Raw genomic sequence first — 12,602 nt, 5'->3', positions numbered from 1 at the left:
TGATTCATGGATCTCGGTATCCAAGGCAAACACGCATTGATCTTCGGCGGCAGCCGCGGCATGGGGCGCGCCTGCGCGCTCCAGCTATCCCGGGAAGGCGTGCACGTAACCATCGCGGCACGCACGCTGGCCACGCTGCAACAAGCGGCAGCCGAAATCGGCGAGCAAACGGGCAATCCGGTGCGGGTGACCGTAGCCGACATCACCACCGAGGCGGGGCGCGACTCGGCACTGCAAGCCTGCCCCGCCCCGGACATTCTGGTGAACAACGCCGACGGCCCGGCGCCTGGCGATTTTCGCAAATGGACGCGGGACGACTGGCACCAGGCGCTGGACTCGATGATGATAGGCCCCATCGAAATGATGCGCCGCACGGTCGACGGCATGATCGAGCGCAAGTTCGGGCGCATCGTCAATATCGTGTCGCGCAGCGTTAAAACCCCGCAGCTCGAAATGGGCCTGTCCAATGGCGCGCGCTCCGGGCTGGTAGGCTTTGTCGCCGGCCTGGCACGGCAGACCGTGCGGCACAACGTCACCGTCAACAACCTGCTGCCTGGGGTGTTCGACACCGACGCACAGCGCCGCCACATCCAGGGCATGCTCGAGGGCACCGGCAAGACCTTCGAGCAGCTCTGGGACGAGCGCGGCAGGGGCAACCCCGCGGGCCGCTATGGGCAGCCGCAAGAACTGGGCGCGCTATGCGCTTTCGTTTGCTCGGCGCACGCGGGTTATATAACGGGCCAAAACCTGTTGATAGACGGCGGAGGGTACCCGGGCACGTTCTAAGGCCCTTCCACGCCGCGCCTCCAAAGGGGCGCACGGCTGCGGGCCCGTAAGCGTCCGCGCGCGGCCCGCAGCCATCTTCACCCGAGCAGCAGCCAATAACTAGGCTTGTGCGCAACACAAGCCATGGGGACGTTTTTATTTTTTATATGAGGAAATCCATGAAACACCTGACCCGACGCAGCTTCTTGAACGCCGCGCTAGGCGCGGCCGGCGTGGCCGCCACCGTACTGGCCGCGCCCGCCCTGGCCCAGTCCGACTATCCGTCGCGCACGATCACCATCGTCGTCCCGCAGCCGCCCGGCGGATCCGTGGACGGGGTTGCGCGCATATTCGCCGACAAACTCAAGAACGAGCTGCATACATCCGTAGTGGTAGAGAACCGCCCCGGCGCGTCGGGCATGATCGGCGCAGCCCATGTGGCGCGCTCCAAGCCGGACGGCTACACACTCTACATCAACGCCTCCATCCACTCCATCAACCCGCTGCTGTACAAGAAGACCATCAGCTTCGACGCGGTCAAGGATTTCACCGCGGTCAGCATGCTGGCCAAGGGCGCGCTGATCTTCAGCGTCAACCCCAAGGTGCAGGCCCACACGGTTGCGCAATTCGTCGACCAGCTCAAGGCCGATCCGGACAAATTCAGCTTCGCCACCAGCGGCTTCGGCTCTGCAGGCCATCTGGCCGCGGCGCAATTCCTGCACGAAGCCCATATTTCCAAGGTACCCATCGTGCTCTACAAGGGAGCCGGGCCGGCGCTGCAGGACATGGTTGGCGGACAAGTCTCGGCCATCATGGATCCCATGCTGTCGTCGCTGCCGCAGGTGCAAAGCGGCAAGCTGCGCGCGCTGGCGGTAACCGGCGCCGAACGCAGCCCGCTGCTGCCCGACGTGCCCACCATGCGCGAAGCCGGCATGAAAGACTTCGAATTCTATTCCTGGTATGGCCTGTGGGCCCCGGCCGCACTGCCCGCCCCCATTCTGAAGCAGCTCGAGACCGCCGCGGCCCACATCATGGATACGCCCGCCATGCAGCAGCGGCTGAAGGCGATGGGCTTCGAGTCGGCCTATAAGAATTCACCGGACTTCACCGCCTACATCGATTCCGAAACGGCCCGCTACAAGCAAATCATCGAAGCGGCCCACATCACCGCGGGCTGACGTAGGGCGCCAATGCATCAGGGCCTGTCCACACCCCAAAGGGCTTCCCTTTTGGTGTGCACAGGCCCTGACTGTTGCCGGGATCGCTACAGGACTTTGGCCAGAAAGTTCTTGGTGCGATCCATCTGCGGATTGGTGAATATGTCTTGCGGGCTGCCCTCTTCCACGATGTAGCCGTCGTCCATGAATATGACCCGGTCTCCGACCTCGCGCGCGAAACCCATTTCGTGCGTGACCACCACCATCGTCATGCCTTCGACCGCCAGCGCCTTCATGACCTGCAGTACCTCGCCCACCATTTCGGGATCCAGCGCCGAGGTGGGTTCGTCGAACAGCATGACCTCGGGGCCCATGGCCAGCGCCCGTGCAATGGCCACGCGCTGCTGCTGGCCGCCGGACAGCTGGTCGGGATAGCTGTCTTCCTTGCCCGACAGGCCGACCTTGGCAAGCAATTCACGGGCCTTGCGGTTGCTGTCTTCGAGCGACATCTTCTTGACCTTGCGCGGGCCTATGGTGATGTTCTCGAGTATGGTCAGGTGCTTGAACAGATTGAACTGCTGGAACACCATGCCCACGTGCTGGCGCAGTTGGTGGATATTGGTCTTGGGGTCGGTAAGGCTCATGCCGGCCACCTCGATTTCACCGCTGCTGGCGACTTCGAGGCCGTTGAGGCAGCGCAGAAACGTGCTCTTGCCGCTGCCCGAGGGGCCGATGACCACGACAACTTCCTTCTCTTCCACGTGATTCGTGATCCCCTTGAGGATCTCGTGGTGGTCGAAGGACTTGTGCAGATCTTTAACGTTTATCAACTTGAAGCCTCCTCTCGAGGTAGGACGCGCACTTCGATACCGCGAAGATGATGATGAAGTACAGGACGGCGATCAGCCCCCAGATCGAGAACGAGGCGAAGGTGGCCGAGATCACGACCTCGCCCTTGTAGACCATCTCGACGATGCCCACCGGTGCCAGCAGCGAGGTGTCTTTGATGGTTTGAGCCGCCTGGTTCACCAGCGGCGGGATCATGCGCTTGAACGCCTGCGGCAGCACGATGTAGCGCATGGTCTGGAAGCCGGTCATGGCGATGCTGGCGGCGGCTTCCTTCTGGCCGCGATCCACGCCCAGGATGCCGGCGCGGATGATTTCGGTGACATAGGCGCCTTCGTTCAGGCCCAGGGTTACCGCGGCCGCCAGAATCGGATAAGTCAGCTGCCCGAACCATTGGTTCATGGGCAGGATGGCGGGCAGCCCCAGCACGATGAAAAACAGCTGCACCAGCAAGGGCGTGGAACGGAAGATCTCGACGTAGGCCGACGCGATCCAGCGCAAAACTGCGGACTTGGACAAGCGCATGAGCGCGGCGATCAGGCCGATGATGACCATGAGGACGATGGCCACGATCGAATACTGGATCGTGAGGCGCAGGCCATCAAGAATGACGGGTAGGTTGTGCCAGATTGTATTCATAAGCCTTGTTCAGTCTGGTCGGCCCCGCTGCCGTGGCGGCGGGGCCGGTTCGGCGGATCCGGCCGCCGGCCGGACGGCTAGTTTCTTGTTCGGCTGATTCGCATGTTCAATCCCATGGAATCACACAACAGGACACGGCACTGCTTAGTCCGACACTGCTACGCTGCTGGGCGACTCGACGCCCTTGACCGCGCCGCGGGTATCGCCGCCAAAGTACTTCACGAACAATTGATGATACTCGCCGCTCTTCTTGATCTTGGCCAGGCCATCGTTGAGCTCCTTGACGAGTTCAGGCTTTTTCTTGGAGACGGCGATGCCATAGTATTCGCCCGTCAGCAGGTCGCCGACGATCTTCACGCTCTTGTCGTGAGAGGTCTTGAAGTTGACATTGACCGGGTTGTCGAACACCACCGCATCGGCGCCGCCCGTCATGAGTGCCTGGTAGGCCACGTCGATGTCCTGGAACTGCTTGATGTAGCGCTGGTCGATGCCGTGGTCGGTCATGTAGTCGACCGAGGACGTAGCCTTCTTGGTGGCCACGACATGGCCCTTCAGGTCGGCGAAGCTCTTGATCTTGGAATCTGCCTTGACCAGCACGGACAGGCCCGATTTGTAGTAGGCATTGCTGAAGTCGACGTTCTGCATGCGGCTTTTCTTGATGGTGATGCCGGCCACCGCGGCGTCGATGGAGCCCGCCTGCAGGCTGGGGATGATCCCGTTGAAAGGCATGGTTTTCAAGCTGACCTGCAGGTTTTCGGCCTTGGCGATGGCCCGGATCATGTCGATGTCGAAGCCCGTGACCTTGCCGTTGACTTCCGTTTCGAACGGCGGGAAGGTGGTGTCCGCGCCGACCAGGATGGTGGCTTTGCCGCTGGAGGCGGCGGTGGCGGTGAATGCGCAGGCCGAGAACAGCAAGCCGGCCATCACAGGAGCCATCAGAGAAGTGATTGATTTTTTCAAGGTAGATCTCCATCAGGACTGAGACTAAGGACTACATCGATCCTGGTGCCGATGCGGCTGCGCGACAAATCAGCCACGGCACCCAGATCGCGAGTGCGTGAGGGCAAGTATGAGAGCGGCAAGCGCGGTAAGTCAAGCCGAGCCCCGGCGCCGCGGCGTATATCGGCCCGCGCAGCGCTGCCAGGGCCGATATCGTTCAGCTTGTAGAAAGCTAGGGCACATTAAAGCGCCATACGGCGGCGCCGCCCGGCCTTGCTGCCGGGGCTTTGCCGCCGGCGTTATGCGCGCCGCGGCTTGACGCAAGCTGCGGCGGCCTTGGCGCGCTGGCGCGCGTCGGCCACAGTGTCACCATAAGCTACCGCCACGCCCATGCGCCGGTGCACATAGCTTTCGGGCTTGCCGAACAAGCGCAAGTCGGTCTGCGGCACGCTTAGCGCTTCGGCCACGCTGTCGTAGGCGATGCCCTGCGCATCGACGCCGCCATAGATAACGGCGCTGGCGCCGGGGCTGCGCAAGGCAGTGCTGACCGGCAGCCCGAGTATGGCGCGCGCGTGCAGTTCGAATTCGCTCTGCCATTGCGAGGCCATGGTCACCAGGCCGGTATCATGCGGGCGCGGGCTCACTTCGCTGAACCACACCTTGTCGTGTTTCACGAACAGCTCGACGCCGAACACGCCCTGCCCGCCCAGGTCGTCGGTGACGGCCTTGGCGATGCGGCGCGCCTCTTGCAGCGCCACAGAGCTCATGGGATGAGGCTGCCAGCTTTCGATATAGTCGCCGGCGGACTGCAGATGGCCGATGGGGTCGCAGAAGTGGGTCTGGATTTCACCGTCCGCGCCGCGGGCACGCACGGTAAGCAGCGTGATTTCATAATCGAAGTCGATGAAGCCCTCGACGATGACGCGGCCGTGGCTGACACGGCCGCCGGCCATGGCGTAGTCCCAGGCCTCGCGCACCTGCCCGGGGCCGTCGACCTTGCTCTGGCCTTTGCCGGAACTGCTCATTACCGGTTTGACCACGCAGGGGTAGCCTATGCCCGCATCGATGGCGTCCTGCATGGCTTGCAGCGAATCGCAGAAAGCATAAGGACTGGTGGGCAGGCCCAAGGTCTCGGAAGCGAGGCGCCGTATGCCTTCGCGATCCATGGTCAGGCGCGCCGCGCGGGCCGTGGGAATGACGCGCGCCACCCCTGCGGCTTCCAGCTCCACTAGTGCCTGCGTGGCAATGGCCTCGATCTCGGGCACCACGATATCGGGCCGCTCGGCCTCGATCAGCGCCTTCAGCTGGGCCGGGTCGCTCATGGTGATGGTACGCGCATGATGCGCGACCTGCTGGCCCGGCGAGTTTTCGTAGCGGTCGACCGCTATGGTTTCGACGCCCAGGCGCTGCAAGGCAATAATCACTTCCTTGCCCAGCTCGCCGGAGCCGAGCAGCATTACCCGGGTGGCATTAGGAAACAGTGGAGAGCCGATCGTGGTCATGGGTGGAATCGCATGGAAGTGGGCAGGAACCGGCATTGTAAATGCCGAGCCCTCCGGTCAGCCAGCAATCAGGGCGGATCGGCCCAGGCCTCCCCCCGGGAACACGGAAGTGGCGCATGGATACGCAAGCGGCCAAAGCCCTACGCGGCCCAATCCAGGTGGTGGCGCGGATAAGAGGTGAGTATGCTGTAGCCTTGCTCCTCCAGCGCCACCATGTCGCCGATGGCGGCTCCCCCCACGCCCGGCACGAACAAATTCGGATGAATTTCGAATAGCATGCCTGCGCGTCCGGCGACGTTCGGGCGGGCGCTACGATCGAGATCGTAGTGCTGGGGAAAAGCCAGGCTGCTGACGGGATCCTCGTAGGAATGGCCCAGGCCGTGCCCATGGCGGAACCGAAATACGCGTTCCTGGTCTTCGGGAAAATCGGCGGCCAATGCGGCCTCCGCCGCATCATGGACATGCGTCAGGTTCTGCCCAGCTTTCAATGCGTCGAGCATGCCTTGCCACATACGCTGGGCAGTATCGAAGACTCGCTGCTGCGACGCCGACGGCTGTCCCATGGTGCCAGTGCGTATGGCGTGCCCCCAATACCCGTCGAGCATCAGGTATATGCCCAACAGCACTTGATCGCCGCGCTGCGGCGTCCGTTCGCACTCCTCCTTGAAAAAACGGCAATAGTCGGCCTGCGGGCCGACGGTGAGCCAGGTCATGCAAAATTCGGCACCGGCATAACGGGCGCGATGCTCCAATTCGGCCTGCAACTGGTAGGCGGGGCGGGGCCGCTTGATTTCCGCCGCCAGCGTCTCGAAGAGGTGGTCGCATAAAGCCGCCGCCTGCTGATGGCGCCGCATCTGATGGGCATCTTTGACTAGCCTCAACTCATCGAAATGCGGAGCGGCGTCAATCATCTCGCAGCCCCGTATCCCTTCCTGCAGGGCGAGCCAGGAATTCACAGGCATTTCTCCCAAGCCTAGCGTGCCCAGCCTGCAGCGATTCTCTTCCCGCTGCCCGCACATGGCGGCGAGCTCGCTTCCCAGGGCCGCTGCCTTGACGAAGCGCACGTTCTTTATCCAGAAATAAGACTGTGAGAAATACAGGGCGAATATGTTGGTGACGACCAGCACGGGCTCATTACCCGGGCGGATAATCAAGGCAGTGTCGTTCTGGTGGCCGTCCCAGCCGCACAAGTAGCGCATGTAGCCGTGACTTTTAGTGGCTGGCCCGAGATTGCTGCCGTGGGCGAATACCAACAGGGAAACCATGCCCTGTTCCTTCATCCAGCGTTCACATTCGCGGATTCTCTGCTTGAAAATCTCGACGTCCTTGTCATTCATGTTCTATGCCCTTTTACATTTGCTGGATTTTCGCATCGGCGATGACTTTCTTCCATTTGGCGGCATCCGCCTCGAGGAAGGTTTGAAACTCGGAGGCGCTTCCCCCCATGGGAGTGATGCCCTGCCCGCTCATGGATTGCCGCACATCGGGCTGCTGCAATACCCATTGGAGCGCATGATTCAACTTCTCGACGATCGCCGGCGGCGTACCCCGCGGCACGACAATACCGTTCCACGCACTGGCAACGACGCCGGGAAAACCCACCTCCGCGCTGGTCGGCACGTTCGGCAACAGCGGATTGCGCTTTTTGTCGGCCACGAATATGGGAACAAGCTGCTTGGCCGAAATCGCGCCCACGACCGAGGACAGCCCGATAAACAATACATCGTCCTGCCCCGCTATCGTGTCCATCAGGGCCTGCGCGCCGCCCTTGTACGGAACGTCGTACAAATCGACCCCGGCCTCCAATTTGAACAATTCAGTGGCCAAGTGGTTCACTGACCCGGTGGCGGCAATGGCGGAGTTGATTCCGCCGCTTTTAGTCTTCGCCCATTTCATGAAGGCGGAAATGGAAGCGGCCGGCACCTTCGGATTGACCAGCATGACGACCGGGCTTTCGTTCAGCAGGATGACGGGCTGGAGATCTTTCAGCGGATCGTAGGGTAGATGTTTGTAAAGGCTGGCGCCGACCGAGACCGGCCCCGGCGTGGCCACCCCCAGGGTATACCCGTCGGGTGCGGCCCTGGCGACATCGGCTGTGCCGATATTGCCCGACGCTCCCGCCTTGTTCTCCACGATGATGGTCTGCCCCAGCTTGCGAGCCAGTTTGGTAGCCACTAGTCGGGCGACGGTGTCCGTGCCCGCGCCGGGCGCATAAGGAACGACCAGCCTGAGCGGGCGCGCTGGATAGTCGGCAGCCCATGCCGTGCTGGCCGCCACGGCCGCCGCCAGCGCGGCGCACATCAGTGGAAAACGCAGCAGCCGGCGCCGTCCCTGGTCATGCGCCATGGAGACTGCGCCATTGCCGCCAGGCACCGCGGCGCCACTGCTCGCGATCGGGGACGGAACGCACGAATCGGACGTCGTAGATCGATATAGATTCAACTTGCTCATATCAGTTTCTCCCGTATTGATATCCGATGCCTTCTATGGCACCCGCCACTTGAAGCACTCGGGCGTCCTGCCCATGCAGCCCGCATACGCTCAAGCCGACGCCATTTCCCAGCGGCAGCGTTGCCGCGCAACCGTCCAGGAAGTTGATGACGCTGCTGTTGCGCAAGGCCTGTGCGTTGACGGCAAAGAATGCTTCATCACTCTCCAGAGCGTCCAAGCGCGGCGGACATATGGCCACCGACGGCATCAACCACGCGTCGGCCTCACGCAGCCGCCACGCCGCGCATGCCTGCATGTCCCGCCGGGCCGCCAGCACTTCCAGATACTCGCAGGCACTCATTTGCTCGCCGCGCCGTATACGCATGGCCACGCGTGGATCGTAATCCGCGCCTCTTTCGGCCAACAATCCGCGATGCCAGGCCCAGGCCTCGGCTGCGGTCAGGCCACCCCTGCCGTTGATCTCCGGCAAGCGGCACAATTCTGGAAAATCGAACCATACGACGCGCGCGCCCGATCGCACGAGCCGCTCCAGCGCGGCCTCGAACGCCAGGGCCACTGTGGAATCCAGGCCGTCGGAAACAAAATCGCGTGTCACATACAGCCTCAAGCCGGCTAATTCGGCCGGTCGGGTATCCAGTGTCTGGCCGCTGAGCACGGCATCCATGGCGGCACAGCATGCGATCGAGTGGGCTATGGAGCCCGCCGAGTCCAGCGTAGCCGACAAGGGCACCGTGCCGCCCAGAGGCACGCGGCCGGCTGTCGGCTTGAAGCCGCTCAGGCCGCAGAACGCCGCGGGGATGCGAATCGAGCCGCCTGTGTCGGTGCCCAGCGCGCTAACCGCCATTCCCCCGGCCACGCTGACCGCGCCGCCGGAGGTGGAGCCTCCGGCAATACGCTCTGGATCGTGCGGAATGCATGGCGTGCCGTAATGCGGATTCAGGCCCAAGCCCGAAAAGGCGAATTCGCTCATGTTGGTACGGCCCACTATCACCGCGCCCGCGGCGCGCAGCCGGGCCACGGCTGGCGCATCGCAGGCGGCGGGGGCGCTACCATCGAGCGCCCGGGAGCCGGCGCGGGTGACCTGGCCTCGCACATCGAAGAGATCCTTGACCGATACCGGCAACCCTGCCAAGAGCGACCCCACATACCCCGCAGCCCGGGCCTGGTCGGCCGCACGCGCGGCCGCCATGGCACCCGGTTCATCGACGGCCACGAACGCCACACCGCCATGCCCGACATGCTTGGCGATGCGGGTCAGCGCCTCTTCGGTCAGCTCCATGCTGGTCTTGCGGCCGGCAGCCAGATCGGCGGCCAGCTGCGCGATGGTGGGCCTGGCCTCGACGGAGGGCATGCTCATTCTGCCGCCACCAATCCACGCACACTGTACGCATGCCGCAGCGAGCGCCGGTGTACCGGGTCGTACAATTCCACCTCGAATGCCGTGCCGGCGCCAAGCTCGCCGATTACAGCCTGGGTGCCGCAAAACATCGCCGTACCCGGTTCCATGCTGTCCGCAGCCGTATAGCGGCGCACAAGTTCGCGCGGATCCAGCAACCGGTCGACCGAACCTTCCTGATACAGCTCACGCCGTCCGCCACGCGTGCGCCAGCAACGCATGCGCAGAGAGTCCCAATGCCCGGCCACTTCATCGAAGTGCCACACTTCACTGCCTATCGGCTTGGAACACATCTGCTTGGAAACGGTCACGTCATAGGCCTCAACCTTGCGGTCGGTGTGATCCGAGCCTACCCCGACATACAGGCTCCCGGCGGCCTGCAACAACACGAACTCGACCTCGCCGGACGAATCCTCGCGTGGTACCTCGAGCACATCCGAAGTGGTCAGCAGCGACGGCGCAAGCACATAAAAACATGGCACCGTGGGCGGCGGCTTCACGCCGATCTCCTGCAGCTCGCGAACATGATGCTCGACGGCTTGCGCGTCGCGGCCGGTCCAGCCGGCGATTACCAGATGCTGGACGGTAAATGCTAGTGCACCCGCACCGGCTACTTGAAAATGCAATGTGGGCATCGAATATGGCCTTTCAACACGAATTGGCCACAGTATGTCAAACGCACCAAATCACAGTCCAACAAAAAATATTGCAAGCAGCGAACAGTTTTTGTTATGAGCGCGGGTGCCCGCAAATCAGCGGTGCCGGGGCCCCCTGCGGAGGTCGGGATTCAATTTGCCAACGCTATGCTCCGGCAAGGATCCGAAACCCGATATGGCATGACTGGCGATCTCGGCGATGTGCGCGGCCAGAGGATGGCTCTGGACACGATAGGTGGCAACTAGGGGCAAGGCGGGCAAGTCGGCACGCACGTCCAACAATTCCAGTGAGCCTTCACGCAATTCGCGCTGTATCGTCGCCACAGGAAGCGCGGCAACGCCGAAGCCGTCCGCAACCAGCCTGATCATCGCGGCGATCGAGGTGATGCAGTTGATGCGCGCGGGACGATCGACGGTACAGGCAAACAGCTGCTCCAAGTTGGCATGCGGCCCCGAATTACGGGCGAAGCTGACGACGGGAAACTGCACCAGGTGGGCCAGGTCGAGTGGCGCGCCCGCCAACCGCAAAGAAGGGCTGGCCACCCATCGCAGCAGAAACTCTCCCAGATTCAGGTTGACGAATTCCCGACCGGGAACTCGGCTGGCCTGCAGGATCACGTCGACATCGTCGGTTTGCAGCAAGCGGGCCAGGTGCAGCGTAGTGTCGCTAGTAACCTCGATATCGATTCCCGGATAGCACTCGCGTAGACGCGCCATGAAAACCGGGAACCAGCTATGGACGATGGATTCGATCACGCCCAGGCGCACCAGCCCGCCGTCGGCCCCCGTGCCGGCCACGTCGCGGCGCATTTCGGCGTTCAGGCGCACGATGCGCTCGGCATAAGCCAGCATCCTGCGCCCGGCCGGGGTCAGTGTCGCGGAACGGGAATTGCGCTCGAACAACCGGACATCGAAGCCGTCCTCCAGGGCCGCGATGCGGCTGGACACGGCCGCCTGCGTGGTGTGCAGACGCTCCGCGGTCAGGCGGAAATTCTGCAACCTGGCCAGCCAGATGAATGTCTCCAGAAAACGGATGTTCATGAGCCTACAAAGCCGTCAATTACAGCAGCGGAGCCATGCCCGCACGAGTGTGCACCCGCCAGCATCCGCCGCAGACGCATCAGCCGTCCACCGGAGTCAGCACGCGGCCGTGCTTGAAGAAATGACCCAGGTTGTCGAGCACGAGCTGGCCCATTTTCCGGCGGGTTTCAACCGTGGCGCTGCCCACGTGCGGGCACAGCACCACATTGTCCATGGCGAACAGTTCGGCCGGCGCATTGGGCTCGTCCTCGAACACGTCGAGCGCTGCGGCGCCCAGCTTGCCATGCGACAAGGCGTCGAGCAGCGCCCTCTCGTCCACCACCGAGCCGCGGGATACATTCACCAGCGTGCCATCACCGCCCAGGGCTTCAAGAATATCGCGCGAGACCATGTGATGCGTGGCGGCGCCGCCCGGGCAGGTCAGCACCAGGAAATCGGCCCACTCGGCCAGCCCGACCAGGGTGGGCTCATAGCCATAAGCAACCTGGTCGTTGCGGCTGCGATTGTGATAGCGGATCTGCATGCCGAAGCCCTCGGCGCGGCGCGCCACCGCCTGGCCGATCTTACCCAGGCCGACGATGCCCAGGTTCTTGCCGGCGACGCTGCCGGCCAGCGGGAACGACTGCCTGCGCCCCCAGGAACCATCGCGCACAAAACGGTCGGCAGGCAGCAGCTTGCGCGAGCTTGCCAGCAGCAGGGCCAGGGCCATATCGGCGACACAGTCGTTGAGCACGTCGGGGGTGTTGCCGAACTGGATATTGCGGGCATGCAGCGCCGGCACATCGATGGTGTCATAGCCCACGCCCAGGCTGCTGACCACTTGCAGGTCGGGCAGGCCCTCCAGCCAGGCGACGTCCACGCCGTCGCGCGCCGTGGTGACCATGCCGCGCACAGCCTTGCCATGTTGCTCGATATAGCCCGGCTTATCACCCTGCTCCCATAGGCGCAGTACTTCATATGCCTGATCCAATTGCTCGTCGACATGCCGATCGATGCGGCACACCTGCAGTATCCGTATTCTGGACATCGTTCCCCCGTCGCCGTGGAGCCGGCATGCGCTCGCGCGCACCGGCCTCGCATTGTTCAATATTGAAAGGTGTCGGTTGCGGCCATGGCTGCTCGCGCCGCCGATGCAAGCGCGAGACGGCCTTTGCCATGGATGCAGAATAACGTTTTTTTCATTCCCGGGCGGTACAGAAGAAGCCGGCTC

At 63.0% G+C, this 12,602-nt stretch carries 12 protein-coding genes; 2 read left to right on the top strand and 10 right to left on the bottom strand.

The features are described from left to right. The first annotated feature begins 6 nt into the window (after positions 1-6). Complete coding sequence (locus CEY11_RS22610) at positions 7-786, top strand: SDR family oxidoreductase (RefSeq protein WP_088605687.1); 780 nt, start codon at positions 7-9, stop codon at positions 784-786. A gap of 158 nt (positions 787-944) precedes the next feature. Next, positions 945-1,943 (top strand): Bug family tripartite tricarboxylate transporter substrate binding protein, encoded by a 999-nt coding sequence (locus CEY11_RS22605; protein WP_088605686.1) that lies wholly within the window; start codon positions 945-947, stop codon positions 1,941-1,943. Positions 1,944-2,029: 86 nt separating this feature from the next. Here CEY11_RS22605 and CEY11_RS22600 read toward each other — a convergent pair whose 3' ends face one another. The 10 genes from CEY11_RS22600 to CEY11_RS22555 all read right to left on the bottom strand — a co-directional run bounded on the left by CEY11_RS22600 (position 2,030) and on the right by CEY11_RS22555 (position 12,419). Then, positions 2,030-2,752, bottom strand: coding sequence for an amino acid ABC transporter ATP-binding protein (locus CEY11_RS22600; RefSeq protein WP_088605685.1), 723 nt, complete (start codon positions 2,750-2,752; stop codon positions 2,030-2,032). Then, complete coding sequence (locus CEY11_RS22595) at positions 2,739-3,407, bottom strand: amino acid ABC transporter permease (protein ID WP_088605684.1); 669 nt, start codon at positions 3,405-3,407, stop codon at positions 2,739-2,741. The genes CEY11_RS22600 and CEY11_RS22595 overlap by 14 nt, the downstream gene beginning before the upstream one ends. 144 nt (positions 3,408-3,551) lie before the next feature. Continuing rightward, positions 3,552-4,367, bottom strand: coding sequence for a basic amino acid ABC transporter substrate-binding protein (locus CEY11_RS22590; protein ID WP_088605683.1), 816 nt, complete (start codon positions 4,365-4,367; stop codon positions 3,552-3,554). A gap of 278 nt (positions 4,368-4,645) precedes the next feature. Further along, positions 4,646-5,848, bottom strand: coding sequence for a formate-dependent phosphoribosylglycinamide formyltransferase (gene purT / locus CEY11_RS22585; RefSeq protein WP_088605682.1), 1,203 nt, complete (start codon positions 5,846-5,848; stop codon positions 4,646-4,648). Between the two features lie 140 nt (positions 5,849-5,988). Further along, on the bottom strand, positions 5,989-7,185 hold the full coding sequence (locus CEY11_RS22580) for a M24 family metallopeptidase (protein ID WP_088605681.1): 1,197 nt from the start codon (positions 7,183-7,185) through the stop codon (positions 5,989-5,991). Between the two features lie 13 nt (positions 7,186-7,198). After that, positions 7,199-8,299: a Bug family tripartite tricarboxylate transporter substrate binding protein gene (locus tag CEY11_RS22575; protein ID WP_088605680.1), complete on the bottom strand. Its 1,101-nt coding sequence runs from the start codon at positions 8,297-8,299 to the stop codon at positions 7,199-7,201. A 1-nt stretch (position 8,300) separates the two neighbouring features. After that, positions 8,301-9,656, bottom strand: a complete 1,356-nt coding sequence (locus CEY11_RS22570; RefSeq protein WP_233155030.1) for an amidase — start codon at positions 9,654-9,656, stop codon at positions 8,301-8,303. Further along, positions 9,653-10,330 carry a DUF2848 domain-containing protein gene (locus CEY11_RS22565; protein WP_088605678.1) on the bottom strand — a complete coding sequence of 226 codons (678 nt, stop codon included), beginning with the start codon at positions 10,328-10,330 and terminating at the stop codon, positions 9,653-9,655. The genes CEY11_RS22570 and CEY11_RS22565 overlap by 4 nt, the downstream gene beginning before the upstream one ends. A 117-nt stretch (positions 10,331-10,447) precedes the next feature. Beyond that, complete coding sequence (locus CEY11_RS22560) at positions 10,448-11,392, bottom strand: LysR family transcriptional regulator (RefSeq protein WP_088605677.1); 945 nt, start codon at positions 11,390-11,392, stop codon at positions 10,448-10,450. A 79-nt stretch (positions 11,393-11,471) separates the two neighbouring features. Next, positions 11,472-12,419, bottom strand: coding sequence for a 2-hydroxyacid dehydrogenase (locus tag CEY11_RS22555; protein ID WP_088605676.1), 948 nt, complete (start codon positions 12,417-12,419; stop codon positions 11,472-11,474). Positions 12,420-12,602 lie beyond the last annotated feature (183 nt).

Origin of the sequence: Candidimonas nitroreducens (assembly GCF_002209565.1) — a bacterium.
GTDB classification, from domain to species: domain Bacteria; phylum Pseudomonadota; class Gammaproteobacteria; order Burkholderiales; family Burkholderiaceae_B; genus Candidimonas; species Candidimonas nitroreducens.
The sequence above is the reverse complement of the archived record's forward strand: the minus strand, read 5'-3'. Positions and strand labels throughout refer to the sequence as shown.